The 26,704-nt window shown below is 49.4% G+C and carries 31 protein-coding genes and 1 pseudogene; 10 read left to right on the top strand and 22 right to left on the bottom strand.

Annotated elements, in window-relative coordinates; translation table 11 throughout:
* Nucleotides 1-20: 20 nt before the first annotated feature.
* Nucleotides 21-281, bottom strand: a complete 261-nt coding sequence (locus tag JVX88_RS17060; protein WP_211628462.1) for a hypothetical protein — start codon at nucleotides 279-281, stop codon at nucleotides 21-23.
* Between JVX88_RS17060 and JVX88_RS17055 the strand changes: the two genes are divergently transcribed.
* Nucleotides 274-870, top strand: coding sequence for an RNA-guided endonuclease InsQ/TnpB family protein (locus JVX88_RS17055; RefSeq protein ID WP_211628461.1), 597 nt, complete (start codon nucleotides 274-276; stop codon nucleotides 868-870). The genes JVX88_RS17060 and JVX88_RS17055 overlap by 8 nt on opposite strands.
* Before the next feature lie 77 nt (nucleotides 871-947).
* On the top strand, nucleotides 948-1,184 hold the full coding sequence (locus JVX88_RS17050; RefSeq protein WP_211628460.1) for a hypothetical protein: 237 nt from the start codon (nucleotides 948-950) through the stop codon (nucleotides 1,182-1,184).
* Between the two features lie 42 nt (nucleotides 1,185-1,226).
* On the opposite strand, the gene JVX88_RS17045 is transcribed toward JVX88_RS17050, so the two are convergent.
* Both JVX88_RS17045 and JVX88_RS17040 read right to left on the bottom strand, forming a co-directional pair.
* Entirely contained in the window at nucleotides 1,227-1,703 is a 477-nt protein-coding gene (locus JVX88_RS17045) for a glutathione peroxidase (protein ID WP_211628751.1), read from the bottom strand.
* Nucleotides 1,704-1,738: 35 nt separating this feature from the next.
* On the bottom strand, nucleotides 1,739-2,269 hold the full coding sequence (locus JVX88_RS17040) for a phycobiliprotein lyase (protein ID WP_211628459.1): 531 nt from the start codon (nucleotides 2,267-2,269) through the stop codon (nucleotides 1,739-1,741).
* Between the two features lie 495 nt (nucleotides 2,270-2,764).
* Here JVX88_RS17040 and JVX88_RS17035 point away from each other — a divergent pair, with 495 nt between their 5' ends.
* Nucleotides 2,765-3,295: a type 1 glutamine amidotransferase domain-containing protein gene (locus JVX88_RS17035; RefSeq protein WP_315875332.1), complete on the top strand. Its 531-nt coding sequence runs from the start codon at nucleotides 2,765-2,767 to the stop codon at nucleotides 3,293-3,295.
* Nucleotides 3,296-3,377: 82 nt separating this feature from the next.
* On the opposite strand, the gene rppB is transcribed toward JVX88_RS17035, so the two are convergent.
* From rppB to JVX88_RS17020, 3 genes are read right to left on the bottom strand one after another with little or no spacing between them, the layout of a single operon-like run.
* Nucleotides 3,378-4,772, bottom strand: a complete 1,395-nt coding sequence (rppB, locus tag JVX88_RS17030; RefSeq protein WP_211628457.1) for a two-component system sensor histidine kinase RppB — start codon at nucleotides 4,770-4,772, stop codon at nucleotides 3,378-3,380.
* Between the two features lie 8 nt (nucleotides 4,773-4,780).
* Complete coding sequence (rppA, locus tag JVX88_RS17025; RefSeq protein ID WP_211628456.1) at nucleotides 4,781-5,470, bottom strand: two-component system response regulator RppA; 690 nt, start codon at nucleotides 5,468-5,470, stop codon at nucleotides 4,781-4,783.
* Nucleotides 5,445-5,726: a multicopper oxidase domain-containing protein gene (locus tag JVX88_RS17020; protein ID WP_263975598.1), complete on the bottom strand. Its 282-nt coding sequence runs from the start codon at nucleotides 5,724-5,726 to the stop codon at nucleotides 5,445-5,447. Before JVX88_RS17020 ends, rppA begins: the two co-directional genes overlap by 26 nt.
* 39 nt (nucleotides 5,727-5,765) lie before the next feature.
* On the opposite strand from JVX88_RS17020, the gene adhE reads away from it, so the two are divergent.
* The gene (gene adhE / locus JVX88_RS17015; protein WP_211628455.1) at nucleotides 5,766-8,486 is read left to right on the top strand and encodes a bifunctional acetaldehyde-CoA/alcohol dehydrogenase; all 2,721 of its coding nucleotides are present in this window, start codon (nucleotides 5,766-5,768) and stop codon (nucleotides 8,484-8,486) included.
* A gap of 221 nt (nucleotides 8,487-8,707) precedes the next feature.
* Here adhE and JVX88_RS17010 read toward each other — a convergent pair whose 3' ends face one another.
* Entirely contained in the window at nucleotides 8,708-9,058 is a 351-nt protein-coding gene (locus tag JVX88_RS17010; RefSeq protein WP_211628454.1) for an FAD-dependent monooxygenase, read from the bottom strand.
* A 49-nt stretch (nucleotides 9,059-9,107) separates the two neighbouring features.
* Nucleotides 9,108-9,752: a DsbA family oxidoreductase gene (locus JVX88_RS17005; RefSeq protein WP_211628453.1), complete on the bottom strand. Its 645-nt coding sequence runs from the start codon at nucleotides 9,750-9,752 to the stop codon at nucleotides 9,108-9,110.
* Nucleotides 9,753-9,879: 127 nt separating this feature from the next.
* On the opposite strand from JVX88_RS17005, the gene JVX88_RS17000 reads away from it, so the two are divergent.
* Nucleotides 9,880-10,800 carry a LysR family transcriptional regulator gene (locus tag JVX88_RS17000; protein ID WP_211628452.1) on the top strand — a complete coding sequence of 307 codons (921 nt, stop codon included), beginning with the start codon at nucleotides 9,880-9,882 and terminating at the stop codon, nucleotides 10,798-10,800.
* A gap of 14 nt (nucleotides 10,801-10,814) precedes the next feature.
* On the opposite strand, the gene JVX88_RS16995 is transcribed toward JVX88_RS17000, so the two are convergent.
* The 6 genes and pseudogenes from JVX88_RS16995 to JVX88_RS16970 all read right to left on the bottom strand — a co-directional run bounded on the left by JVX88_RS16995 (nucleotide 10,815) and on the right by JVX88_RS16970 (nucleotide 15,727).
* The gene (locus JVX88_RS16995) at nucleotides 10,815-11,729 is read right to left on the bottom strand and encodes an efflux RND transporter permease subunit (RefSeq protein WP_317134650.1); all 915 of its coding nucleotides are present in this window, start codon (nucleotides 11,727-11,729) and stop codon (nucleotides 10,815-10,817) included.
* A pseudogene (locus JVX88_RS16990) lies at nucleotides 11,683-12,438 on the bottom strand (MFS transporter); the annotation flags it as partial. The gene JVX88_RS16995 and the pseudogene JVX88_RS16990, both read right to left, overlap by 47 nt.
* Nucleotides 12,439-12,684: 246 nt before the next feature.
* On the bottom strand, nucleotides 12,685-12,948 hold the full coding sequence (locus JVX88_RS16985; RefSeq protein WP_211628450.1) for a calcium-binding protein: 264 nt from the start codon (nucleotides 12,946-12,948) through the stop codon (nucleotides 12,685-12,687).
* 198 nt (nucleotides 12,949-13,146) lie between these two features.
* Nucleotides 13,147-14,496: a TonB-dependent siderophore receptor gene (locus JVX88_RS16980; protein WP_211628449.1), complete on the bottom strand. Its 1,350-nt coding sequence runs from the start codon at nucleotides 14,494-14,496 to the stop codon at nucleotides 13,147-13,149.
* A gap of 121 nt (nucleotides 14,497-14,617) precedes the next feature.
* Complete coding sequence (locus JVX88_RS44170; protein WP_225931439.1) at nucleotides 14,618-14,896, bottom strand: DUF4058 family protein; 279 nt, start codon at nucleotides 14,894-14,896, stop codon at nucleotides 14,618-14,620.
* 324 nt (nucleotides 14,897-15,220) lie between these two features.
* Nucleotides 15,221-15,727 (bottom strand): hypothetical protein, encoded by a 507-nt coding sequence (locus JVX88_RS16970; protein ID WP_211628447.1) that lies wholly within the window; start codon nucleotides 15,725-15,727, stop codon nucleotides 15,221-15,223.
* 199 nt (nucleotides 15,728-15,926) lie between these two features.
* Between JVX88_RS16970 and JVX88_RS16965 the strand changes: the two genes are divergently transcribed.
* Nucleotides 15,927-16,664, top strand: a complete 738-nt coding sequence (locus tag JVX88_RS16965; RefSeq protein ID WP_211628446.1) for a hypothetical protein — start codon at nucleotides 15,927-15,929, stop codon at nucleotides 16,662-16,664.
* Nucleotides 16,665-17,052: 388 nt separating this feature from the next.
* Here the strand turns inward: JVX88_RS16965 and JVX88_RS16960 are convergent, their stop codons facing one another.
* The gene (locus JVX88_RS16960; RefSeq protein WP_211628445.1) at nucleotides 17,053-17,610 is read right to left on the bottom strand and encodes a hypothetical protein; all 558 of its coding nucleotides are present in this window, start codon (nucleotides 17,608-17,610) and stop codon (nucleotides 17,053-17,055) included.
* A 71-nt stretch (nucleotides 17,611-17,681) separates the two neighbouring features.
* Here JVX88_RS16960 and pntA point away from each other — a divergent pair, with 71 nt between their 5' ends.
* Together pntA and JVX88_RS16950 are read left to right on the top strand one after the other, a co-directional pair.
* A complete protein-coding gene (gene pntA, locus JVX88_RS16955) occupies nucleotides 17,682-18,863 on the top strand; it encodes a Re/Si-specific NAD(P)(+) transhydrogenase subunit alpha (protein ID WP_211628750.1) in 1,182 nt (393 codons plus the stop codon).
* An 87-nt stretch (nucleotides 18,864-18,950) separates the two neighbouring features.
* Nucleotides 18,951-20,417, top strand: a complete 1,467-nt coding sequence (locus tag JVX88_RS16950; RefSeq protein WP_211628444.1) for an NAD(P)(+) transhydrogenase (Re/Si-specific) subunit beta — start codon at nucleotides 18,951-18,953, stop codon at nucleotides 20,415-20,417.
* A 48-nt stretch (nucleotides 20,418-20,465) separates the two neighbouring features.
* Here JVX88_RS16950 and JVX88_RS40740 read toward each other — a convergent pair whose 3' ends face one another.
* From JVX88_RS40740 to JVX88_RS16930, 4 genes are all read right to left on the bottom strand, one after another.
* Complete coding sequence (locus tag JVX88_RS40740) at nucleotides 20,466-20,822, bottom strand: hypothetical protein (RefSeq protein ID WP_211628443.1); 357 nt, start codon at nucleotides 20,820-20,822, stop codon at nucleotides 20,466-20,468.
* Nucleotides 20,798-21,229, bottom strand: a complete 432-nt coding sequence (locus JVX88_RS16940) for a hypothetical protein (protein WP_211628442.1) — start codon at nucleotides 21,227-21,229, stop codon at nucleotides 20,798-20,800. Before JVX88_RS16940 ends, JVX88_RS40740 begins: the two co-directional genes overlap by 25 nt.
* The gene (locus tag JVX88_RS16935) at nucleotides 21,213-21,953 is read right to left on the bottom strand and encodes a tetratricopeptide repeat protein (protein ID WP_211628441.1); all 741 of its coding nucleotides are present in this window, start codon (nucleotides 21,951-21,953) and stop codon (nucleotides 21,213-21,215) included. The genes JVX88_RS16940 and JVX88_RS16935 overlap by 17 nt, the downstream gene beginning before the upstream one ends.
* Before the next feature lie 103 nt (nucleotides 21,954-22,056).
* Nucleotides 22,057-22,920 carry a helix-turn-helix transcriptional regulator gene (locus tag JVX88_RS16930; RefSeq protein ID WP_211628440.1) on the bottom strand — a complete coding sequence of 288 codons (864 nt, stop codon included), beginning with the start codon at nucleotides 22,918-22,920 and terminating at the stop codon, nucleotides 22,057-22,059.
* Between the two features lie 152 nt (nucleotides 22,921-23,072).
* Between JVX88_RS16930 and JVX88_RS16925 the strand changes: the two genes are divergently transcribed.
* Entirely contained in the window at nucleotides 23,073-23,495 is a 423-nt protein-coding gene (locus tag JVX88_RS16925; protein WP_211628439.1) for a hypothetical protein, read from the top strand.
* 145 nt (nucleotides 23,496-23,640) lie between these two features.
* Here JVX88_RS16925 and JVX88_RS16920 read toward each other — a convergent pair whose 3' ends face one another.
* Both JVX88_RS16920 and JVX88_RS16915 read right to left on the bottom strand, forming a co-directional pair.
* Nucleotides 23,641-24,216, bottom strand: coding sequence for an amidohydrolase family protein (locus tag JVX88_RS16920; protein WP_211628438.1), 576 nt, complete (start codon nucleotides 24,214-24,216; stop codon nucleotides 23,641-23,643).
* Nucleotides 24,217-24,741, bottom strand: coding sequence for a 3-hydroxyanthranilate 3,4-dioxygenase (locus tag JVX88_RS16915; RefSeq protein ID WP_211628437.1), 525 nt, complete (start codon nucleotides 24,739-24,741; stop codon nucleotides 24,217-24,219). It abuts the gene before it with no gap.
* A 147-nt stretch (nucleotides 24,742-24,888) separates the two neighbouring features.
* On the opposite strand from JVX88_RS16915, the gene JVX88_RS16910 reads away from it, so the two are divergent.
* Nucleotides 24,889-25,950: a class I SAM-dependent methyltransferase gene (locus JVX88_RS16910; RefSeq protein ID WP_211628436.1), complete on the top strand. Its 1,062-nt coding sequence runs from the start codon at nucleotides 24,889-24,891 to the stop codon at nucleotides 25,948-25,950.
* A 199-nt stretch (nucleotides 25,951-26,149) separates the two neighbouring features.
* Here the strand turns inward: JVX88_RS16910 and JVX88_RS16905 are convergent, their stop codons facing one another.
* Entirely contained in the window at nucleotides 26,150-26,677 is a 528-nt protein-coding gene (locus JVX88_RS16905; RefSeq protein WP_211628435.1) for a DUF1697 domain-containing protein, read from the bottom strand.
* Nucleotides 26,678-26,704: the final 27 nt, after the last annotated feature.

Below are 26,704 nucleotides of genomic sequence, written 5' to 3'. Positions count from 1 at the left end.
ACCCTGAAGGGGAGGCGGCCCTAATAGGGTTGACCACAGCGGGACTGCAACTCGGTTTCGGATAATCCAAAATGCTGCTGCCGACAAAGCAAGACTTGGGCCGTGCGCTGCTGGGCATAAACCCGATGGGCGAACCATCCGAGCGGAGCACCCAACAATAAGGCTCCGAGTCCGATGCCAATCAACAAACTATTGACTAAATCCCGCCGATGAATGCGTTCTCGTGCTTGAACGTTAAAAGATAAGTTAAAGTTCCATGCCAAGCTGGGAAAGTTGTGCATCACCGAGGCGAAAAAGACGGCTGAGCGGGAATGGCTGAGTGAAGTGTTCTGTATCCCTTTGCAACAGTCAATTCAAGATTTGGGAACGGCATACAGCAACTTTTTCAAGTCCTGTAGAGGTGAGAGGAAGGGGCCAAAAATTAAGCCGCCTCGGTTCAAGAAGAAGGCTAATCAGCAATCAGCCCGCTATCGTCGGGGTGGATTTTCCATCAAGGCGGCAAAGGTCTCTTTGGCCAAGATTGGCTATATCAAAACCAAATGGTCTAGACCATTGCCTTCCGAACCAAGCTCAGTCACCGTCATCAAAGACACCGCAGGACGCTACTTTGTTAGCTTCGTGATTGAGATTGAGCCGGAAATCAATCCCGCTCAAAACGAGTCTATCGGCATCGATTTGGGACTAAAAACCTTCGCGGTGCTCAGCACAGGTACAAAGGTCAACTTAGCCTGTTTGCTTGCTAGGGAATCCTCGCCCTTGAGGGCGGTGGAGGATGTCAAACAATCCAGCGACAATCCATCTGAAACACGGCAACAACCTGAGACAATGAAACAAGATAGACCACCCCCTGACTCGCCGTCAGACCACTAGCCTCGCTGTGATTTGAGCGCTGGGGTGAGGCGATTCGCTGGTCACTTGTTGCACTCCTTGGGTAGGACCTTTTGATTATGAGCGAACCGTTACAATCTTCACCGGCCACGGCAGAAGAATTGGCCGAAGTAATTGCCGAATTTGAGCAGTATCGCGAACGATTGGTCAACGAAACGCTGGAAACGGCCCAACGGGCCAAAATGCCAAAAGCAACCGTGATGGCCAAACTCGAACCTGAGTTAGCCAAAATTGATGCGGCGCTGCAATCGTTGCGCGAGCAGCAGGCGACCTTGGGCAACGCTGACCGCTCCTGAAACAGGACCGCTGCGGTTGCTGGGCACCTGCACCGCTGCTCCTCAAGCCGCTAATTCGCGTTCGATGGCGCGGATCAGTTCTGGCGCATCAGGAGCTACCGCGCTTTTAAAGCGGGCCACAACTGCACCGTGTTTGTTGATCAAAAATTTCTCGAAGTTCCAGGCTACGTCTCCTTTGGGGTCGGTCTGGGTGAGTTTGGCATAAAGCGGATGCTGCTGGGCACCTTTGGCATGCACTTTGTCAAATAGGGGAAAGGTCACCCCATAGCGGGTCTGGCAAAACTGCTGAATTTTGTCGAGGCTATCGGGTTCCTGCATGCCGTAGTCGTTGCAAGGAAAGGCCAGAATCTCCAATCCTTGCTCGCGATACTTCTGATACAGCGCTTCCAACCCTTGATATTGAGACGTGTAGCCGCAGTAAGAGGCGACGTTGACAATCAGCAGCACTTGGCCGAGGTAATCGCTCAACGCTCTGGTGTGACCCTCAATCGTCGTAACGGAAAGATCCGTGATGGTTATACTCATGGGAAGACTTTGCTCTCCTGCCCTTTCACCTACTTCAACCGCTTTTCGAGATACTGCCCAATCATCTGCTCTTCCCCAGCCCGCGAAATGATGGTCTGGCGGGTGCGGTACTGAGTGCCAATTAGTTTGACTTCTTCTTCAAACGAGTTGCCGCTGTATTCGGTCTTGAGGCACATCGTTTTAGGATCACGCATGTAAAACTGAGCGGTGATCGGCTTGCCGGTGGAAAAGCCGCGATCGCGATACAGCAAATTGCCCAAGACGCCAAACAAGGTCGAACCGGTCAGGGTTTTGGGACTCGGACCAATATAATTGCTCTGCCAGGTGGTTAAGGCTCCGGAGGTCAGCACGGTTTCATCCTCTAACTGGTGCATCCGGGCCAACTGAATCAATGGCTCGCTGCCCGGGGGCAAAAACTGCACGGTTAAATAACTGATCACCTCTTGCGTCTCGCCATCCTTGAGGGTGTAGTAGCGCCGATGCGATTCCCACTCGCCCTCTGACTGCTGAAAATAGGCTTCTACGATAGTGGCTAAATCAAGCTCGACAGTCTGAATCATGCGGCGCTATCCTCTCTCGGTGGTGGCTTTCAAGTGAATGGACGATCTTGGCATCAACCCCTGGGCTAAAAATGCCCCCAGTGGAACTTTTGAACCGTTAGTCAAGCAATTCAAAACAATTGTTTACATTTTGTTGGGTTTCTTCATAGTAGTGCAGACCGGACTATCGAGGCAACGTGGGGTGGGAGTTAACCGGGGAGAGAGAGGCTATCGAAATGGAATGTTTGCCCCTGTCTGGCCTCAGTCTGGCCTCCCTGCTTGAGTGCATGGCCTCAGTGCATGGCCTCAGTGCATGGCCTCAGTGCATTGGCGCGGATCATTGCCCAAATTTTGCCAAACTCACGGCTAAATTCTGTAAGTACTTATACTTAGCATCGTAAAGTTTGGATAAATCTTAAAAAATTTGTAAATTTATCGTGGATAGGATGCCAAAGTATGCATTCAAATCTAGTTGCACTATAGCGCAGCGACTTAACGAATTTGCGCGTAGCCGTGTTGGCAACTGACGGATTCGAAGAAACGGAATTGACAGAGCCTGTGCGGGCACTTCGAGACGCAAAAGCACAGGTTGATGTAATTTCAAACAAAACTGGACAAATTCAGGCTTTCCGTCATCACGACAAGAGTATTACAGTTAATGTAGATCGTTCGCTTGATCAGGTACAGCCTAACGAATATGACGCGGTATTGCTGCCGGGCGGTGCTTTGAATACCGACACACTGAGAGCTGAACCTAAGGTGAAAAGTTTTCTTCAGCAAATGCAGCAGGCTGGCAAACCCTTTGCCGTAATCTGTCATGCGCCTTGGCTGCTGATTTCCGCTGATTTAGTAAAGGGCCGTACCCTAACCAGCTATTACACGATTCAAGACGACATTCGCAATGCAGGCGGCCACTGGATTGAGCGGGATGTGATTGTTGACCGCAACTGGGTTACGAGCCGTCAACCGGATGACATTCCGGTGTTTAATCAAGAGATGCTGAATCTGTTTGCCCAGATGGCACCGGCGACATCGGGTTCAAGGTAAGCAGTCAGACGGTAAGCTATTCGCCATCGGTGCTGCACCAAATAAACTGAATGGCTCCCTACTCTACTTGAGCCAATTGGTTTTAGTGGGGTAGGGACCCGTGTTTATAGGTCAGTAATGGCAGCCGCACAGTGAAGGTGCTTCCCTTACCTACTTCGCTCTGCACCTGGATTGTTCCCTGATGAGCGTTGGTAATCGCCTGAGCAATCGATAAACCTAACCCTGAACCACCCGTTGCCCGCGAGCGATCGCTGTGGACGCGATAAAACCGATCAAAGATGCGAGCTTGATCAGCAGTTGAGATGCCAATGCCCGTATCCTGAACCGCAATCACAGCAAAAGATTCCTCGCGCTTCAGCTTAATCTTTACAATTCCACCGGCAGCAGTGTATTGGATAGCGTTATTAACCAAATTGGCAAGCAGACGATAAAGTTGCTCTTCGTCGCCCGATACATAAAGTTCTGATGGCAGTTCTGTCTGATCGTTTTCAGCTTCTAGCAAAACCTCTTCGGCTACGGCTAAAGCAGCAAATTCCTCAATCACATCACTAATCAAATCATTGATGCAGCAGGGCTGATGTTTGAAGTGAAATTTCTGCATATCCATGCGTGAAAGCAGCAACAGATCCTGCACAAGTTGGGAAAGACGGTTATTTTGCCGCTCGACAATTTGTAGCGTTGTGTGGGCTTCTGCTTCTGATAACTCTGGCGTTTGCAACACCGATTCTACAGTAGCTCGGATCGCTGCCAAGGGGGTTCGCAGTTCATGGGCAGCATCGGCAGTAAATTGCTGAATTTGGTTGTAGGACTGATAAACCGGCTGCATCGCTAGCCCAGCCAACCACCAGCTTGCTAGTGCCACTAAAAATAAGGCAAACGGCAAGCCCACCAGCAGTAACCACTTCAACGTATACAAGTGATCATCAAACTCCTTGAGCGAGCGTCCCACTTCCATGTAGCCCCAAAAGCGGCTGTCTTTGGTTTTCAAAGGAATCGAGACTTGATGATAGCGATTGCCATCCGTATCTTTCAGAGTTTGCCAGGTTTGCTGAGACGAGAATTGAGATGATGCATAAGTTGGCTGATTGCCAATGATTGCCACAACTTCGCCAGCCGGATTGAGAAATCGTAGATAATAAGCTTCTTGTCCAACTACACCCAGAATATGGCGCTGCTTATTCGTTTGCGTTAATTCTTCTGCCTGTAAGCCCATACAGTCGGTATTCACAACACACAGGCTAGGCAAGAGCGCTTGTACCGCCGGATTAATTGCACCGGGCTGACTCAGGTTGGGTTCTAGAGCATCATGCAGGGTGCCCGACACCACCTCCAATTCCTGATCTAACCCGTACCAATGCGCCCGCGCCATTACCTGATAGATGGCAAATCCAAACAAGCAGAGAATAAACCCCATGACGCCCGAATACCAGCCAGCCAGCTTTAGGCGAGTCCAATTAAACAGTTTATTCTGGTGCATGGGTGAAATTAACTCAAATTAAAACGATATCCTAGGCCATAGACAGTTTCAATCATACCGTCACAATTGTATTCGGCTAATTTTCGCCGCAGCAATCGAATCTGGGCAGAGACTACATTGCTAATTGGCTCCGCCTGCACTTCCCAGAGTGCATTCATCAACTGATCGCGATTGACAATCTGCTGGGGATGTTTCATAAAATATTCTAAAAGCTGGAATTCTTTAGCCGTGAGTTGAATGATTTGTGCCTGACTGCCCTCCTGTACCGAAACCGTAAGTGTGGCATAGTCGAGCGTAAGGGGGCCGACTTGCAGAAAGGGGCTGTAGGTTTGGGGTGAGCGACGCTGTAAAGCCCGCAGCCGTGCCAGTAGCTCGATCATACCGAAGGGTTTGACCAAGTAATCGTCAGCTCCCGCATCTAGCCCAGTCACTTTATCCTCCAACCGATCTTTAGCGGTCAACATCAGGACAGGCAGTGAATTCTGCTGCTGACGCAAGCGTTGACATAGCTCAATTCCAGACAGCCCAGGCAAAAGCCAATCAAAAATTGCCACTGTGTAGGTTGTCCAGGCATTGTCTAGATAATTCCAAGCCTCGCTACCATCCTGAACCCAATCGACGATGTACTTTTCCCGAGTGAGTGCCCGTTGAATGGCTCGCCCCAAGTCTGGTTCATCCTCGACTAGAAGAATTCTCATTTTCGTTGGCTAATACTGTGTCGATTTGAATCAGTCCCATCATACCTAAGTCTTCATGGTCCAGAATATGACAGTGGTAAACTGTTTTGCCAGCGAAGTTTCGGAAGGGAATTCGGATGCGGACGGTTTCATTACCTTTGATTATCACAGTATCTTTCCAGGCGCGATAGGGTTCCGGCTGTCCGTTGCGGCTGAGGACTTGAAAGGGATTGACATGCAGATGAAAGGGATGGTCCATCCGATCTGGATCCCTAATTTTTCTTTAATTTCATCACCCAACCTGGAGTAGCTAACGATGAGAATTACCAACCTGCAAGAACTGGAAACGCTGATTCAGCAAGCCAAAGCCGCTCAGGAAGTCTACGCTACCTATTCACAGACGCAAGTCGATGCCATCTTCAAGCAAGCGGCTCTAGCCGCCAATGCGGCCCGGATTCCCTTAGCCAAATTAGCAGTCGAAGAAACGGGAATGGGAGTGATTGAAGATAAGGTAATCAAAAATCACTTTGCGTCTGAATACATTTACAACAAATACAAACAGGAAAAGACTTGCGGCGTGATTGAGGATGACAAAACCTACGGAATCCAGAAAATCGCTGAACCTGTTGGCGTGATTGCCGGCATTGTACCAGTTACTAATCCTACCTCAACCACAGTGTTCAAAGCACTGATCACGCTCAAAACCCGCAACGCGATTATCTTTTCTCCCCACCCCCGCGCTAAACAATCCACGGCGGCGGCGGCCAAAATTGTCCTGGACGCTGCTGTTGCAGCCGGTGCTCCAGAGCATTTAATTGGTTGGATCGATGAACCCACGGTTGAACTGTCGCAGGCGTTGATGCAGCATCCTGATATCAAGCTAATTTTGGCTACGGGTGGACCGGGTATGGTGAAGGCCGCGTACTCCTCTGGGCATCCTTCACTGGGAGTGGGGGCTGGCAATACCCCAGCCGTAATCGATGCCACGGCGGACATCCAAACCGCGGTCAGCTCGATTTTGCTGAGTAAGACCTTTGACAATGGCATGATCTGCGCTTCGGAGCAATCGGTGATTGTGGTGGATGCAGTTTACGAGCAGGTGAAGCAAGAGTTTATAGCACGGGGAGCCTATTTCCTATCACCCGATGAGCAGACTCAAGTGGGGCAGGTGCTGTTGCAGAACGGGCATCTAAATCCGGCGATTGTGGGACAGTCGGTGGCAAAGATTGCTCAGTTAGCGGGCATCGGTTTAGTCTGTCTGGAAGATCAGGGCCAGCAGCGCCAAACCGGCGAGCGGCTGAATCCCTTGCCCTGTACGTTGCCGAAGGTGTTGATTGCTGAAGTTGAGCAGATTGGCCCTAACGAACCATTTTCCTACGAGAAGCTGTCGCCGGTTTTGGCCATGTACCGTGCCAGTCAGTTTCACGATGCGGTCGAGAAAGCGGGACAGCTAGTGGCATTTGGCGGCCAAGGGCATACTGCGGTTTTGTATATTGATCCGGCCCATCTGGATGACATTGCCTACTTTAAGCACGCAGTTAAGACGGCGCGGGTGTTGATCAACACGCCCTCATCCCAAGGTGCGATTGGTGATCTATACAACTTCAAACTCGATCCATCCCTAACGCTGGGCTGTGGTACTTGGGGCGGTAATACCGTATCCGAGAACGTTACACCGCATCATCTCCTGAACATCAAAACTGTGTCTGAACGGCAAGAAAACATGCTGTGGTTCCGCGTTCCGCCCAAAATCTACTTCAAGTATGGCTGCCTGCCGGCAGCGCTGCGTGACTTAGTAGGCAAACAGCGAGCCTTTATCGTCACGGATCAGCCGTTGTTTGATCTGGGTCTAGTGAACAAGGTCACAACCGTACTAGATGAGATGGGCATCAAGCACGATGTCTTCCATGAGGTGGAACCCGATCCAACCCTCTCAAACGTCAACAAAGGTCTGGAGTTGCTCAAGAGCTATCAGCCGGATGTCATTATCGCGATTGGCGGCGGCTCTCCGATGGATGCGGCCAAAGTCATGTGGTTGATGTATGAGCATCCAGAGGTCGAGTTTGAGGGCTTAGCAACTCGATTCATGGACATTCGCAAGCGGGTCTATGAACTGCCGCCGCTGGGGCAGAAAGCAATTATGGTTGCGATTCCTACAACCTCAGGAACTGGTTCCGAAGTCACGCCTTTTGCTGTCGTCACCGATGACCGAGCTGGAATTAAATATCCTTTAGCTGACTATGCCTTGACGCCCAACATGGCAATTGTCGATCCAGAGCTAGTACTCCACATGCCCAAGAAGTTGACTGCCTACGGTGGTATCGATGCCCTGACCCATGCCTTGGAATCCTATGTTTCGGTACTGGCGACCGAATTCACCGAAGGATTGGCCCTAGAAGCAATCGGGCTGCTCTTTCAGTATCTGCCGCGTGCCTATCATCAGGGAGCGAACGATCCGAAAGCCCGCGAAAAAGTTCACTATGCCGCCACGATTGCCGGTATGGCCTTCGCTAATGCATTCCTGGGTGTATGTCATTCAATGGCCCATAAACTAGGTTCTACCTTTCATGTACCGCATGGTTTGGCGAATGCACTGATGATTTCCCATGTGATTCGCTATAACGCTACTGATGTGCCCTTCAAACAAGCCATCTTCCCGCAATACAAATATCCCCACGCCAAGGAACGCTATGCCCAAATTGCTGATTATCTGAAGCTGGGCGGCGACACTCCTGAAGCAAAAGTAGAGCGGCTGGTGGAAGCCATCGAAGCGCTAAAACAACAGCTTGAGATCCCTGGTACGATCAAAGAAACTCTGCCCGACGATGCCCAAGCTTTCTACAGTAAAGTCGAACACATGGCTGAACAGGCGTTTGATGATCAGTGTACGGGTGCCAACCCCCGCTACCCGCTGATTCAAGACCTAAAGGAACTCTATACGCTAGCCTATTTAGGCTGTCGATTGGAATCGGCGACTTACTATCGGACTGAGGAGCCAGGAGCCAAGAACGAGATAGAATTGCTTCCTGTTGGTTGACGGTTTGAAAGCTTGATCGGTGATTCAGGAGCCAGAGTCAGGAGTCAGAATTCGACTTGATTTCTGGCTCTTTTTTCCAATCACAAAATTGATCAATTTAGTAGGGGCGAAGCATGTGCAAAATGAATTCAAGGTTAGCTACAGGGCTTTTGACGCAAACTTTGCCCTTACATTATTGTGGTATAAGATAGGTGGGTAGTTTGTGGTCTATCAGGGGGCAATCATGGTCCCTGATGGTAATGCTCGTCTGGAAAGTGTCGCCGCATTGACGTGTAGAGCAAGTTCCAGGAGGTCAAGGTCTGTCGCATCGGCATTCGTTGAATGGTGCCATTGCGCTTCAAGTAATAGCGCTCCTGTGCCACGACACCGAGATTATCTTGAGAAATACCTGCCCGTTGAAATGCTTCAATCACATCCGGCTGGAGCACAATGCCACCGCCGCGACTGTCGAGAGTATGGGGCGATCGCTCATAGATATCGACCTGCCAGCCGATCGATCGCAGCAATGTTCCTGTAAATAACCCTGCCAGTGATCCACCAATCACAATGGCACGACGATTGGTAGCGTTCATCCATTTCCCTCCAGATACTTATGAACAAAAGTAATCGCAGTAAATATAGTTAGGCGATTGTCAATTCATTCACTGCTTTTTGCAAAGCGGCAATAAAAACTTCAATCGATTGCGCTCCCGATATAATCTCTTGACCAATGCGAATCGTGGGAACACCATGAACTCCTTGGGCGATCGCTTGTTGTTCCAAGGCTTTGACTTCTTGAATGCCTGCTTCTGATTCCAGCAATGCTTTTGTTTGTGCTGCATCAATGCCGATCTCTGCTGCCAATGTTGCCAGCGTCTCAACATCACCAATGTTTTGACCTTCCGTGAAATAGGCAGCCAGGATGTGCTCAGCCATTTCGATCGCTTTGCCCTGCTTGCCCGCAAACCAAGTGAGACGGTGCGCTTTGAGGGTATTAGGGGTGACAGTCATCAGGTCGTAGCGAAAGTTGATGTCATCAGCTTGGGTTGCCTGTACTGTTTTTGCGTCCAACGCTTGTGAATATTCCCAACTGCCAAATTTCTGAGTGCGGTAGGTTTTGCGATCCATCCCTGCTTCTGGCATCTGCGGATTTAGCTCAAACGGAATCCAAAGGCGCTCAATTTCGACAGGCGGATTCAGTTGTGCGATGGCTTGACTTAACCGGGTTTCTGCGACTAAACACCAAGGACAAATGAAATCCGATGTAATGGCGATCGTTAGCGTCATCGTTGCCTCCTTTCTTGTTCTGTAACGGCTGATAGTTTCACTCTAATCTCATTCACAAAGAATGTTAATGTGCTAAATATGCCAAACACTTTTGCATTTTTTGCAATAGACAATTCGGAGGAATGCAGTGGATCAATTGGCAGCCATGCGATCGTTTGTCAAAGTCGTCGAAACGGGTGGATTCTCAGAAGCGGCTCGGCAGCTACAGCTAGCCGTTTCCTCAGTGACGCGCCAAATCAATGCGTTAGAAGCAATGCTGCACACCCAGTTGCTCAACCGCTCCACGCGCAGTGTCACGCTGACGCTACAGGGGCAGAAATACTACGATAGAGCCGTCCAAATTCTACAAGACGTGGAAGAAGCCAATCTCTGCATCATGGAACAGGGTGAGATCCCGCGTGGTATTTTGCGGGTTAGCTTGCCTGTCACGTTTGGTCGGCTGCATGTTGCTCCAATTCTGAGTGATTTTCTAGCTCAGTATCCCGACATTAAACTTGACCTCCAACTCAGCGATGGATTGGCAAACTTGGTCGAAGCCGATTTAGATGTAGTAATCCGCATTGGCAATCTCGATCGATCCAATCCCAACTTGATAGTTCGCAAATTAGCAATGTATGATCGATTCGTCTGCGGTAGCCCAACCTACTTTCGCCAATGTGGTAAACCAACTCATCCCAACGACTTAACCCAGCACAATTGTTTGCTGTTCGCCTATTCCACCAGTTCTCAAATCTGGCGATTTCAACGTGGGACAGAAGTGTGCGAAGTAAAAGTGAGTGGGTCTTTAGTGGCAAACCATTCGGAACTGCTGCTCCAAGCTTGTTTAGATGGCATTGGGTTGATTTTGATGCCCACCTGGTTGATTGGCGAAGATATTCAAGCTGGACGATTACAGGCAGTGTTAACTGATTTCCAAATCTCTCCACAAACTGATCCAGATACAGGCATTTATGCATTATATTTACCCAATCGTAAGTACTCGCGACGTGTGCAAGTGTTTATTGATTTTCTGATTCAACAATTTGGCAATCGACCCTACTGGGAGTAAGGGAAGCGAAGCCGTCATATCTGCTCATCAAAAGCGTGGATTGATTTCGATCGCATCAAGTGTTCTCGAATTTTGCCAATCACAATGTAGAGAATGGGCACTACAAACAGGCTGAGGAACGTTGAGATTAGCATTCCACCAAACACTGCCGTTCCCAAGGATTGGCGACTCGTTGCTCCGGCTCCAGTTGCTACAACCAGTGGATAGATGCCCAGTAGAGTGGAGATTGCTGTCATCAGAATTGGGCGTAAGCGCTCTTGGGAAGCTTGTACGGCTGCTTTCGTAATTGAAAGTCCTTGGTCGTGTAATTGATTGGCAAACTCGACAATCAAAATAGAGTTCTTACTAGCTAAACCAATCAACATAACAAGCCCAACTTGACAATAGACATCGTTATATAACCCTCGCAAGGATTGAGCCGATAACGCTCCGAGAACTGCTAAAGGAACGGACAACATAATAATGAGTGGATCAAGAAAGTTGTTGTACTGAGCTGCCAGTACCAGGAAGACGAAAAACACTCCTAGTCCAAAGATGATGGGGGCTTGCCCTCCGGATTCTAATTCTTCCAAAGAGATGCCTGACCACTCAAATCCCATGTTGGGCGGTAGCACCTCAGCCGCCAATTTTTCCATTGCTTGAATGGCTTGTCCAGAGCTAAACCCAGGCGCGGCTGTACCGTTAATTTCAATCGATCGATACAAATTATAGTGATTAATGGTTTGTGGTCCAGTCGTTTGAGTCATAGTGACGAGATTACTCAAAGGAATCATCTCGCCTCCTCTAGAACGCACATATAACTGACCAATGTGTTCTGGATTGGAGCGGAATTGCTGATCCGCCTGAATGTAAACGCGATAGGTGCGACCAAACGCATTGAAATCATTGACGTAGCGCGAACCGATTCGGGTTATAAAGCGCTTTGCCAATGTCGCCGGGAATGGCAAACAGCGTAAAGGCGATCACCATTGCGGTGAGAGCGGGTTTAGCGGCGATATAGCGAAAGCCAAAGGTGAGGTCTTGCCAGGTAGTTTTGGCTTCAGCGGTTTCAGTAGCAATTTCAGTCACCGCAGGCTGGGGAATTGGTGTCACAAGTAAGCTGAGCAGGGCGGCCAAAAATGTGAGCAAATCGATGGCAATCATCCCGACAATCCCGATCAGCGGATAGAGGCTGCCGGCCAAAATGGGAGAGAAAATCGCGCCGCTGTAGCCCACCATTGCGACCATGCTTTCGGCTCTAGTGTAGTGCTGTTTAGAGACCAGCATGGCAATCGAAGCCGAGTAGGCTAGGGTTTGCAACTGCCCAAAGCAGCCATACAGCGCCACCACGATATAGAGATGCCAGATTTGCAGTGCGCCGGCGGCATAGAGCAGTCCAATCGCCAGGGTACTCAAGAGCGCGACGATATCCCCCAGCAGCATCAGCCGTTTGCGATGAAACCGATCCACGATAATCCCCGCGATTGGCGTGATCAAGATGCGCGGCAATTGGGAAAAGAAAGTCACCAAGGCCAGCGTTGTCGCCGATTCGGTTTGCTGCCAGACCCAGATCAGCAGGGCGAACACGGTCATGTAGCTGCCGATGGTTGAAACGAGCTGACCGAACCAGAGGATCGTGAAGTCCCGCATTCGATTTAAAGGCTCCCAAACTGTGCAGACAACCTAAATAGGGAGCTGCAAATGACTCGCACCCCCCATAATCTTCTCACGACACTTCAATTAAGTATTTGTCGTTACCTCAGTAATATTGAACAATAAGAGGAGGAGCAGATGCACCACCTGGCCCCAAAATAGTCATAATTGCTTGACCACTATAGCGCACTTCGTATCTAAATAAAGTATTGACTCCACCAACATCAATTAAATTAATCGAAATCCCAGTCCTTAGCAGAATGAATCTGCACCTGAACCACCGTACATCCCTATAGAACCGCCTCCTGTAGACCAAAGCTGATCATTGCCGCCTTCGCCATAAAGTCGATCTTGCCCACCGCCACTGTACAATCGATCTGCACCAGCACCACCATAAATTAAATCATCGCCACCATTTCCATTGATCTGATCATTACCTGCGTAGCCATACATTGAATCTGCCTGATTAGTGCCGTTTAGATTATCCGCTCCACTGGTACCTCTAATTGTTGCCATTCTTAAAATCCTCTAAATTGTCGAGAGATAAGTAGTAGATTCCTTTTTACATCATAAGTTGTAACTAATGGAACGTTCTTTCATGTATGTGTTCTAACAGGGATTATATTGAAAATGAATTTCAATTTCTTCTTCGATAGGAGAAACTAATTTATACGGCTCAAACAATTTATATTTTCCTTGCATTCCAAAAACGTGTCAAAATTCCCAGCTAATTTTGCCAATTACTGTGAACGGCTGTCCGGGAATGACTCTGACATAATCTCGACCGGCTGGATAATATTCGACATCAAACAGATTTTGAACATTCAGGGACACCTGAAGCTGATCCCGACGGTAAAAAATTGCTGCATCTGTTCGCAAAAAGCTGGGTAAGCGAAATAAATTTTCCGGCGCAACTTCACGATCGCTCTGGAAAAAGAATCCAATCCCAAACCCCAGTCCTTGCAGCACCCCGGACTGAATTTCATAGCTTGTCCAGAGGTTGGCAGAATGCGCTGGTACGTTCGGCAGTCGATTCCCTACCTCGATGCGATCATCTTCAACGACTTCAGCATCTGTATAGGCATAGCCAGCAATAATCTGCCATCCGGGTAAAATTTCGCCAGCAATATCAAACTCGATGCCGCGACTGCGTTGAGTTCCGACCTGAAACTGTGACCTTCTATCACTGCTTTGAGCCACAACGTTCGTTCGCTCCAAATTGTAAAGCGCTAGAGTCGCAGTGATCTGATCTGAAATATCTGCCTTGATTCCGATCTCATATTGCTGACCGCGCTCAGGCTGAAACGGCTCACCAACAATCCGCTGACCTGCTGCATCTTGTGAAGTTTCGCGTCCGTTCACGGGCAAAAACGATTGAACATAGCTGGCATAGAGAGAAATTGGCTCAACCGGACGGTAAACCAGTCCAATGCGGGGACTAAATGCCTGATCCGTCTGCTCAAAGCTAAGACCTTCATCGAGGAAGTCTTGATTGGTCTGATGAGCAATGTCAAATCGACCGCCCAGCACTAGAATCAGGTTTTCTAGTAGCGTGATCTGATCCTGTAAGTAAAATCCGACTGAAACGGTTTCACTTATGCCGTCCTGAAATACCGTCAGTGGGCGGCGACTGCCTGGACTATACTCCGGCTCAAAAATATCAATCGAGTCCAGCACGTCAAATACAATTCGATCTCTAGAACGATCAGAAAGTAGCTCCACACCTGCTAGCACTTGATGTTCAATATTCCAGGTGTCAAACCGACCCGAAAGGCTTGTGTTCAGCGTTACGCTGGTTTGCTCTGAGGGGTTAATGGTGAGCAACCGCTGTACCGTTCGCAATCCTGGCTCCAGCCCTACATCAGTGCGAATATCCTCAATCGGAGTCACCCCAATTCCTTCCGACTCTCGATGCGACAGCAAAAACTCATTTCTCAGCCTCCAGTTTGAATTGAAACGATGCTCAAATCGATATCCCAAGCGGGTAATGATATCCTCTCCTTCCGCGAGCGATGGCTCACCTAAGTTGACAGAGCGATCGACCTCGCCATTTGGGTTATCCAATACCGTACTCGACGCAGGAAGTTCTGGCGCAGTACTATAGAGTTGAATTTGAGATATTCCAGATCGACCAGCAAATCAGTGTCTTCGGTAGCAATCAATTGCACTGTTGGTGCGACAAATATTAGTTCAGTTTGCTCAAAGTCTCTAGAGCTATCCGCAAACTCGTAGGAAGAATTGAAGCGAAATCCCAGCGGACTGTCAGCACTAATGGCCCGTCTGTGCCAGACGGTTTCAAGGGCACTGGAATCGTTGGTAGTGAATTTTGCAAGTTAATTGGCCAAATCTCTATCACTCTTAACTGAGCACGAGTGACCGTAACCAGGTAAGCCGTATTCGGCAATTGCGAATGATTAAACAATCTTGTTCTGCGTCGTAGGAGATCAATTTCCACCAAATGCACATTAGTTGAACAGTCGTGACGTTCATCTTAAATATTCCTGAAAATGTCCTCAGCTTTTCACTCCTAAATGCTCCTTTATATAATAAACGGGAGCACTTGTTTATCAGCAGCAGTTAATCGTGAAATCGTGAAATCATGAAATCGTGAAAAGTACACTGGCGACCAGCTAGCTTAATCCTAGTTTGGCCCCTAGGCTAGATCGACACCTAGAGAAGCTTAGATACGCTATAAGAACCAGTTTATGTAAAGCCTAATTGAAGTTCTACAGCTCAGAAGTTGGACCTAAATCCAGCTTCTGAATTTTTTGGTCAAGTTATGAGGTTACTACAGAGATTTGAGAGGACAAGGTTCGATTGGGCAGAAGCTGGGGTCATAGCGAATTTCTGGCTCAAAGGTCTTGATGCCATAGGTTTGGTTTAAGTCTTGCAAAACGGTTTGTAGGTATTGCCTCACTTGGCTGTTGGTCATCCCCATACAGTGGGTTGGTGGAAGCTCCTTAAGCTTTTGGTCCCCCTGCCAGACGGTAATTGCTAACGCATGTAAGTGAGCATCTCTACGTGACTCTCGATATAGGTAGAGCAATGCTACCGGGGGCGCAGCCGGTTTGACAGCATCTCGATCCCTCAGTGCTTCTCTACGGCTTGCCTTCACCGAGACGTACTGCCCTTTCCGCTTCTGGTTATTGTCGGCTCGGTTGCGGTAGTGGGACCGCCGCCGATGGCAGATCTGATCATCCCAGCAGCCATCTCCAGTCTCTCCATGCAGTGCTTTGGCCGTTTTACTATCGAGCAGGCTGCATTCCCAGCATTTTGGATTGATCGGACGCGCCATTGCCGTTGCCTCAACTTAAGATAATTGCGGTATTAGGGTGATAGCCAATTATAGTGTAAGAATTAGTGTAATAATAGCTCGATGGAGAGAGAGTGAATAGAAAGTGAAACATGATCTAATCTTGGCAGTACTGTAGAATTGACTGGCAAGGATTGGAACTGAATCATTAGAATGGCTTGAGTTCAACTTGAATTTCGCCATGGAAGCGCCATTGAGTTCGCAGTTTGTAGATTCGCAGTTTGTAGAAGCGTATCGACATGCGTTGACTTGTCCAGAAGTAGCAAATATCGTAGCGCTCTGGCAGTTGGTAGAACGCATGCTGCCTGATCTGTCTGAGGCAGAACAGCTCCAAATCGCCGGTACCGTTCTAGTGCAGCTTGCCGAACTCCATGCCAGCAAAGCGGATCGATTGTTGGGTGACTGGCAGGATCAGCACAATGATGATGGCCCTGTCCTGGAAGAAGATTTGCTAGCTGGGTTGATCCAGCGCACAATGTATCTCGATCTAGCAGAACTAGTCAAAACTCGGCAGCGAAGCCGTCCTGCTGCACCTAATTCCACGGTTTCACGGCCAGACAAATCGGTGGCTGGCGTAGTAGACAAACAGAAAGTGCTAGAGATGGTGACTGCGCTTGAGGCGACGGAAGTAGAAAAACAGCAGGCACTAGGTGTAGCCCACGATGAAAACGTTACGGCTTGGAGCCAATCCATCGCCGATTGGATGAGCCAGCAGGAGCAGCCAATTGCATTTTTGGAATTGATTCGTGCTTTGAAGATGCCTTTAGTAAAAGTTTGGTTGGCGCTTTTGTTGGGCAATTTTGCCCTGGAGTCAAGGGGAGAATTCTATGCCGCAGATCAGATCTGGGTCCGCTGTTTAGCCAATAGCCTAACCGAAGGAGGATCTGAAATAGCCCCTCAGAATGGCGATCCAGAATGATGATCCAGAATGATGATCCAGAATGATGATTCAAATCCTACAGTGTCTTCACATCGCGTGTGCATCGATAGACACCTCGCTTCATCCAGATACCCGCACTCCAATCAGCCCTACATGTTAGGAGGCTGTGAATTTTTCTGTGTTCGTTTGTGGCATCGCCTACCCGTTGCTGAAGCATAGGCTAATCCAGCATGCCCCCTCATCCGCTTGCCTTCCCGCAGGGTAGTGAACTAAACCCCTTGTCGAGTCTGCCACTCTGCGAGAAGGTTGCTTTAGGCGCAGCCTTCCCCGACTAGCCTGCTGTTGACGCGCGGGTGGGCAATGGCTTGATTTTGGCTCTCGAACTAAGTTGAACTCCTGACTCCTGACTCCTAGCTTCTTCCTTCGCCTATCGCTCCTTCTCCGGTGAGATAATCTCCCAGAGCTGATCCAGCAGCTTCTCGACCTTAGCTTGGTCGCGTTTGGAGAGGGAGGCGAGGACTTGAGATTTCTTAAGGGTTTTGGCGATGCCGGTGGCGCGAGTTTGGATCTGATGCAACTGAGCTGGCGTCTTTGACCTAGATTGCTGATCTAGCTGCTGATTTAGCTGTTGGATGGTTTGCTGAATCTGGGCCTGACTTAATCCTTCGTCAATGGCCTGTTGCAGTAGGCGACCCTGTATCGACTCATCCTTGACTCGCGCAATTAGCCGAGCTTTGGAGTACTCCAACTGTCCCTGACTAACGGCGGCTAAAATCGGCTCTGGCAGATTCAAGAGCGGCAGGCGATTGACGCGGAAGCTATCGGGGGTGAACTTACCGATGACCTCAAACAACTGTTCGATGGTTTGCCAATGCTGGCTAAACTCCGCATCAGTGTTCTGAATATCGATATTCTGCTGCAGGTAGGCATGGCGTTGAAACAGCGCAATCACTTGAGTTTCCTGTAGTTGCAGCCGTTTGGACAACAGTTGCAGGATTCCTTTGGTTTCTTCAATCGGGTTGAGATCCTCGCGTTGCAGATTTTCGATTAGCTCAAATTCTAGGGCTTGCTCTCTTCGGACGGTTCTTTAGCGGTCAGATTACTGCCGCTGGCAAGATTCCTCCCGCCAAGGTTTTAGTGATTGGAGCAGGGGTGGCTGGTCTAGCGGCAATTGCAACGGCAAAGGGGTTGGGGGCGATTGTGCGCGCCTTTGATACGCGCCTAGTGGTAAAAGAACAGGTGCAAAGCCTAGGAGCTGAGTTTTTGGAGCTGCAATTTGCCGAGGATGGCAGCGGTGAAGGTGGCTATGCCAAGGTCATGAGCGAGGAGTTTATTCAAGCTGAAATGGCGCTGTTTGCGGCTCAAGCCAAAGAGGTCGATATTATTATCACTACTGCGCTGATTCCCGGTCACAAAGCGCCGCTGCTGATCACGCGGGAGATGGTAGAAACCATGCGTTCCGGATCGGTGATTGTGGATATGGCAGCTGAACAAGGGGGCAATTGCGCTGTTACGCAACCGGGCAAAATCATTTGCCATCAAGGAGTCACGATTGTCGGCCTGACGGATCTGGTCAGCCGTATGTCGCAACAAGCTAGCCAACTCTACGGTACCAATCTCTGCCATTTGCTAGCAGAACTCGGCGGAGCAGAGCACTACCAGATTGATCTAGAGAATGAGGTAATTCGCGGGGCGTTGGTCAGCTACAACGGTGAGATTACCTATCCGCCTCCTCCCTTACCCAAGAAAAATGCTGTTGCTTCGCCGGTTCAGGCCGCATCTGCATCCAATCAGCAAAACAACAATTTGGACGAGAAAAACACCGTTGCGCCGCCGCAAACGACCGCCTCAACCTCTGCCCAACCAATTTCGTCCCATCACTCCAGCCAGCAACAAGAGCTTCCTACCTCATGGATCTGGATGCTCCTGGCAGGTTTTGCATTGTTTGCGATTGCCTTCTGGGTGCCGTCCTCGTTTTTATCCCATTTCACAGTCTTTGTGCTTGCCTGCTTTGTGGGTTGGCAAGTGATCTGGAATGTGAAACCTGCCTTACACACACCGTTGATGAGCGTGACTAATGCAATTAGCGGCATTATTATCATTGGTGGCATGCTGCAATTGACCAATGCCTCATTAGCTACGACTGTTTTGGGGGCAATTGCGGTCTTTATAGGAACCATCAATATTGTTGGTGGATTCTGGGTGACGCAACGCATGCTTAAGATGTTTCAGAAATAATTTCAAAAGTAATTCCAGAAATAGATTCAGATGCGGGTTCAGAAGTCGCTCTAAGAATAGATTCAGAAATAACCGTGGGAATCAATCATGCTCGAAAATCTTCAGACCGTCGCTTACATTGCTGCTAGCGTCCTGTTCATTTTTAGCTTAGGAGGGTTGTCTAACCAGGAAACGGCGCGTCGAGGCAACCTCTATGGCATGGTGGGAATGATAATTGCCTTTGTAGCAACCGCCATGGGTCTTGGAATCGACAGTGACGGAATTCTAGCAGGAGTTGTTTTGCCCGCTGCTGTGGTTGGCATGCTGGCGGCCTCTCGGGTAGCAATGACGGCCATGCCACAGATGGTTGCCATCTTGCACAGCTTTGTGGGAGCGGCGGCTGTCTTAGTCGGCATCTCTAATTACCTACAACCAACTTCCCTGACTGGAGCAGAAGCCACGATTCATCAGCTCGAAATTTTCATTGGCGTCTTTATTGGTGCAGTTACTTTTACTGGCTCAATTGTTGCCTTTGGAAAGTTGCAGGGGTTAATTAGCAGTAAACCTTTGCTGTTACCGGCCCGTCACTGGCTAAATCTAGGGTTAGTACTAGCATCGATTGCTCTGGGCGCGCAATTTATGAGCATAAACTTCAGCAGTGGGGTATCTGCTGGATTACCTAATGCATTCCCTGCTGGATTACAGTCTTTGCTGATTATGACTGTACTGGCTTCTATTCTGGGCGTTCATCTCGTGATGGCGATTGGTGGCGCAGATATGCCAGTAGTCATCTCGATGCTGAATAGTTACTCAGGCTGGGCAGCCGCTGCGGCTGGATTCATGCTCTCCAATGATTTGCTGATTATCACCGGAGCGTTAGTCGGCAGCAGCGGTGCTATTCTCAGCTACATCATGTGTCGAGCGATGAATCGTTCGTTCCTCAGTGTGATTCTGGGCGGTTTTGGGTCTGGAACTGGTGTTGCGACACCACAGGGCGAACAAACGACGGGTGAAGTGCAGATGATAACGGTAGAGGAGACGGTGAATCGATTGGGTAATGCTAGGCGGGTGATTGTGGTACCAGGATATGGCATGGCGGTGGCGCAGGCACAACATCCTCTGGCAGAAATTACCAAACTGCTGCGGGAGCGTGGCATCGAGGTGCGGTTTGGAATCCATCCTGTGGCAGGCCGATTACCTGGGCATATGAACGTGCTGCTGGCAGAAGCAAACGTCCCCTACGACATTGTCCTAGAGATGGATGAAATTAACCCGGATTTTCCCAAAACCGATGTAGTGTTGGTAATTGGGGCCAACGATACGGTGAACCCAAGTGCGCTAGAAGATGCCAACAGTCCGATTGCGGGTATGCCGGTTCTGGAGGTTTGGAAGGCCGCGACTGTGATCGTGATGAAGCGCAGCCTAGCTAGCGGTTATGCAGGAATTGAGAATTCCCTATTCTATAAAGATAATACCTGGATGCTATTCGGAGATGCCCGCAAGAACATGGATGCGATTTTGAGCAAGATGGTCGAGCAGGAGGCAGTATCGTCGCTTGCAGCTAGTCGCTCGTAGGTGAATAGTCCTCCGGCTTCACCTCTCGATGATTGCTCAAGCAATTGCTCACGGTGATGTTTCAGAAAGAATACTCAAGCGCACAGATTGGCCTGATTTCAGCGGTTGATTGCTGCGGACCACAAATGTATCTCCTGGCTGTAGACCAGAGCGAATCTCCACCTGTCCATTAGCGCGTTCACCAATTTGTACCGAGCGTGCAACAGCTTTCCTCTCCTCGCCTGTTTTCTGTAAAATAAATACGATTGGCTTAGTTGCATCTCCCCCTACTATGAATGGCTCGCTTTTATAACGACTGAGTCTCTCAGGTAGATTGCCTGCTTCGCGTCTTAATACATACCGTGCCATATACAGCGTTTCATTTATAGCACGGTTGCTGTTTAGCCCGAAACCGCGTTTGACCAAAGCCGAGCCAAACGCTTACGCCCCGCGATCTTTAGCTCAAGATCCGGCACCTCTCGGCAAAGCGTCTCAAAGTGGAGCAAAAAATCAGGTTCACCAAACACTTCGCGGACGCCCGCCAGATGATCTGCGATCTTTGAATAGACGAAAATATGCTCGGTGTTCGCATCCAGAAACATCTTTTTGTCGATCCCTCCATTGAGCACAAATGAGGCGGCCGTGTCCCAATAGGATGTGACCATCCTGAAATTTGCGCTTGCGCGTTCGCCCGCCTGAAACAGCGCTGCGATGTCCATCGCAGACTGCGGGGCAAACTCAGTGAAATACCATTGCCGGGCGGCCCGCATCGCCTCTTCGCGTCGAAGCTCGTACAGCTTCAGTATTGCCATTGTGTCATTTTGTTTGTTCATAATTGGTTTGAAGCTTCGTATAGCGTTCGATCAACGCGAACATTGATCCTCGTTGCCCATCGTTTGGGTTCCTCATCATTTCTCTGCTGACATTTAAATTCTCGCTAGCGATATTTGAGGAACTGCCAAATAGCCGCACAGCGTTCTTGAAATGCTTTTCGGCATTTTTGAGATCGCCGGACTTTGCAAACAATACACCCAGATTATTCTCAGCGATCGGCATATCCACTGTTTTATATCGGATCGAACGTTCAAAAGCCTTCATCGCCATTTTATCTTCGTTAAGTGCGAGATACGCATAGGCGAGATCGAACCAGGCCTCGCCGTTCTTGCTATTTATCGAAAGAGCGGAGACAAAAGCATCGCGAGCCGACACCCAATCACCCGTCTCCGCATAGGCCATTCCGAGAGCGTAGTAGGCTTTTTCGTACTTATATCCGGAAAGAATTATTGCATCCTCCAGATGCGGGATCGCGAGATCAAACTTGCCAAGATGATAGGCTGAAACGCCGATGTTGTAATGCGTCCTGGCTAGAAAATTTTGGTCATTCGTTTCATGTTCGGCGACCTCTAAAGCATTTGTAAACGATCTTAATGCTGAGACGTGATCCCCGCTTTTTGATTCGGCAATTCCTCGCGTGAATGACTCTGAGGCGATGCTCGGCTGTCCATTAGAAGGAAGAACCAGAATAGAAAGTAAGACAAAGAATAAAATAGAGCGCATTTCTTGACCCTCCTGAGCATATTTACTCTACTGAGAAGTCTAAAAGATGACGGCCTCTGTGGTCTTTCGGCTTATTGCTGAAAATGTTCTGAGATTGCTGAATTCAAACGGCTCGCATAGAACGCCATGTCTTTGGCGTAAGTCTGGTCAGTCTTCGGAAGGCTGCCGTGAAGTGGCTCTGGGTCTTAAAACCGGACCGCAAACCGACCTCGACAAGCGGAATGTCAGGTTTGCTAAGAAGCTGTTTCGCCCGTTCTATTCGGCGCTGCATTACATACTGCTGAGGTGTCTGCCCGGTCGAAATGCGGAAGGCACGAGCAAAATGGAAAGTGCTCAATCCGGCTGCTGCGGCAAGCTCCGCGAGGCCAAGATCGTTCTCGAGATGTGCTTCGATAAATTCCTTTACGCGGCTAAGCTTATAACCCGAAAGCCCGCCGATCTTAGGAAGTGGCTGAGCGCTCGATTCTGAATAATTGGTCAGCAAATGCAGCGAAAGCGATTGGACCAAAGAATCGGCATATAGCTTGTCGAGATGTGTGTCGTCGGCATTTTCGATCAGCGAAAGAGCGATGGTCTTTATCATCTGATCGTTCCCGCGATATATCTCGCGAAGCCTTACCTGCGGCGAAAAACCATTCTCGAGCGCAAGATCCGAAACATATCCCGCGTCAATGAATAGCCCGACATTGTCGATCGGTTCGTCCCATTCGGCGGACATAGCCTGTCCAGCCGGAGTCAAACAAATGTTCTCGCCGTTAACGCACGTGATCCTTCGGCGGCCGGTTCCAGTGTTCTTGATGGTCTTAAGCTTCCCGGCGAGCGACACGCTGATCTCATGAAAATCGTTCGTATGCTCGGATATGCTCCCCGGCAAAACCCGCGCCCTTCGCACGGTCAATCCCGGCCATTCTGCAACACGAAAAAAAAGATATGGATCAAGATCCGGCAATTTCCATTCAACCTGCATACAAGCTATTTGTATCTATAGAAGGTTGGATAATCAAGCGCGGGCCGGACTTGCCGACCTTCTTTTCATTTGATCCAAAGTTGACCGGGAATGCCTCGGGCACGCTTCACGAGCAAGTCTTCAAATAGTATGCTTAGAGTTCGAGCCTGTTAATGCTTATTCGAACCTCGAAAACCTGTCTTCTAATACTGACGACATTCGCATTGCTCGTATCGGCTATCTCGGCGTGTGCTTGCTCGCACCACGAGATCGCGGCGGTAGAAAACAACTCATCGTGTCACTCATCTGCACATGGAACACCGGTGGCCCAAAGCGAACAGCCGACGCCATCCGGCGATTCATTACGCGTCGATTGCGATTGCCTTGTCCGGCTTCCGATCCCGGCCATTTCCGCAAAAACTGAAAAAAGATCCTTTAACACGGTCGAAGATAACGAGCAGATCGCCTTTATGCCAGTTCGTTTCGAGCTGAACTATACTCGTACGCTTGGCATCCCGGACTTTCACTTTTCTCCCGATCATCATTCACCCCCGGAGCTTTTCTCCGGGCCTTCGCGCGCTCCTCCGCGCCTGTAGATCGATAGATAAGCTATTGAAAATTTCCGCAAGTTATTTTTGCGGTTTATTTGCCATTGGCTCGCGCCCAATGGCGCGGCCTTTCGTTTTACAAAGGAGGTACCTTGTGAAGGTATTAGGATTTTTCGCATTTATTATTTTGTTTTCACTCGCTGTCTCTGCACAGCACGATCACGGACGGCCCGCGCCGTCTCCAACAAACGAAAAGGGCCATTTCCAGCTCCTCGCACGCCTGAAAGAATTCGAGAAACTGTGGCTCGCCAAGATTCAGCTGATTTACGTTCGTCCCTATCTGGACGCCAGCCATTCCGATCTCTTTACAGCGTTCGAGTTCGCGAATGGCCAGGGCCGTGTCCTGCATAGGAACTGTTCCGAGTCCTATAAACCGCAGCGGAAACTCGCCGGCTATCTCGGCAATGTGGTCGTTCAGGAATTTTGATATCTCAAGTCCATCTGCAGGCTTTGCCCAATAGGTGAACATCACCGGCACGGTCGAGAGGACCTGAACGTTGACGCCGTAACTGTCCATTTCCTCGATGCGCTTTGCAGGATCCCAGCAATTCGATTCGACATCGCGAAATTGCTTTCCGTCGTCCCGCACCATGGTTGCTGAACACGGCCTGTGGTGATCGAGAGTTATGAAGCCTCCGTACCCGAATCTCTCCTTCCACGCGGGTATGTCTTTGGGAAGGATATGCGTATGAACATCGATCTTGAACATTTATGATACGACCGGCGGCGGCTCCATGACGACGCCGCATTTTTTGCACGTGCGTAGGTTTTCGGAACCGTAGAATTTCTTGAAAACACCTTGAAACTGCGTAGTTATGTCCTCAAGCTGGAAATACTCCTCGTAGAGCTTCTCATTGCAGTTCTCGCAGAACCACAACAGCCCGTCGAGCTCGCCTTTGCGGCGTTTGCGCTCAATGACAAGACCGATGGTGTTCTCACCGCGGATGGGATTATGTGGGATCCGCGGCGGCAGCAGGAACATCTCACCCTCACGGATCGGCACCTCGACGGGTTTTCCATCTTCTTGGATCAGAACTTTGATGTCACCCTCGATCTGATAAAAAAGCTCTTCGCCCTCGTCCCAATGATAATCCTTTCGCGAGTTCGGACCGCCGACGACCATTACGATGAAATCCTCATTATCATAAAGGCATTTATTACCCACCGGCGGCTTGAGCAGATGCCGATGCTCGTCGATCCAATTTTTAAAGTTGAAAGACCTCCGAATTGGCATATAATGTCTGTCGCTCTTGGTGCATTATATAACCATTTCGGCGTTCTGGTGAATTTGCATCAAGGTCTTTATTGATACGCGTGCGGGGTGATTCGAGCAGGGGGTTCGGTTGTTCTCAAATATCTGTGTTATATGGAGGACACGAATATGAACGTGAATGAGGAAAAACTGAACGAACTCTTGGGTAGATTTGTTGGTGATCTTGGGGCAACGTTACATGCCGGGCTGATAGTGATCGGAGCAAAGCTTGGCTTGTATAAAGCAATGGCTACTCCGAACGAGCGCATAACTGCTGCAGAACTTGCAAAGCGGACCGGAACCAACGAGCGGTATATTCGCGAATGGCTGAATGCAAACGCCGCAGGCGGCTATGTAGAATATGATGCTGATACAGACGCGTACTTCTTGAGTGAGGAACAGGTTTTCGCGTTAACAAGCGAGGATAACCCTGCGTACTTACCCGGAGCCTTCATTCTTGCAGCGGCGGCCTTGAAGGCAGTGCCTCAAATGCTAGAGCGCTTCAAAACCGGTGAAGGGCTCGGCTGGCATGAACACGACTCAGATCTTTTTTGCGGTACCGAGCTATTCTTTCGACCAGGGTACAATGCAAATCTGGTAAATTCATGGATCCCCGCCCTAGAAGGCGTCGAAGAAAAGCTATGCTTCGGGGCAAGAGTAGCAGATGTGGGTTGTGGACTTGGAGCCTCAACTATTATCATGGCTCAAGCCTATCCAAACTCTGAGTTCGTAGGTTTTGACTATCACGATGCCTCGATCGAAAAGGCAAAAGAAAAAGCCGATGCTGCGGGAGTAAGCGACCGGGTAAAATTTGAGGTGGCGTCATCAAAAGATTTTCCGGGCGACGGTTACGATCTGATCACGTTCTTTGACTGCCTCCACGATATGGGTGATCCAGTCGGTACGGCACGGCATGTGAAAAATGCCTTGATAGACGATGGGACATGGATGATAGTCGAGCCGTTTGCCAAGGATACATATCAAGAAAACCACAATCCTGTTGGACGCGTCTTTTATTCCGCATCGACGCTGATCTGCACCCCCGCGTCACGCTCGCAGGAAGTAGGATTGGGGCTGGGAGCTCAGGCCGGTGAGGCAAGGCTTCGACAGATTGCCACAGACGGCGGATTTACGCGATTCAGAAGAGCGACCGAAACACCGTTTAATATGATCTTAGAGGCAAGGCCGTGACCTAAGATCTCTTAATCTGCTCTCACACTGAAACGGGAGACGCCTCTGCGAATCGACCATATCGGACGGCGGCCTTGCGTTATGCGAGTCAAACTCAAGCTTTGACAACTGACAAGCCGCAGCATGAATAATTGATGTAATGCATTTGCTGTAAGGTAGAAAAACACCGCCGGAATTCTCGGATTTACCGCTCTAAAGATCAGAGCTCGACAAGTTTTTGTACAGTTCGCCAGTTTCGTGCGGTAACCGCAAGTTTCAGTTTCTTTTCAATGTAGCTCTTGCCGAGCAGACTGTCAGCAACGCCCATTGGTAGATGGCAATAGATCTCGCGGCCGACGATAGCAAAACGTTCAGGCGGCGTCGCTGCCTCGATGAGTTGCTGTTGTTTGTCGAGAGGCATTTCGTCTTTGAGAAATAGCACATGCATCTCCTTGTGACTTTCAAATTCGCCGTCGAAAGGATTCGCCGAAATAATTCTCACGACATCACTTCGCGAACGGATCATGACGGGCACCTGCCTTTCAAATTCTGTTGCTATCGCCGCTTCTGCCACACCAATTAGATCGCTCTCGGATCTATCGCTGTCAAATCCGATGTTGCCGCTGTTAATGTACGTCACGACATTATCAAGCCCTGCCCGTTCGAGGCAGGGCTTGAGATCTGACATCTTTAACATCGTATTACCGCCGACATTAATGCCGCGGAGCAGTGCGACGAATCTAGGCATTTTTCATATCTATGACAAATCAAAGGC

This window comes from Leptolyngbya sp. 7M (genome assembly GCF_018128485.1).
The sequence above is the reverse complement of the archived record's forward strand: the minus strand, read 5'-3'. Positions and strand labels throughout refer to the sequence as shown.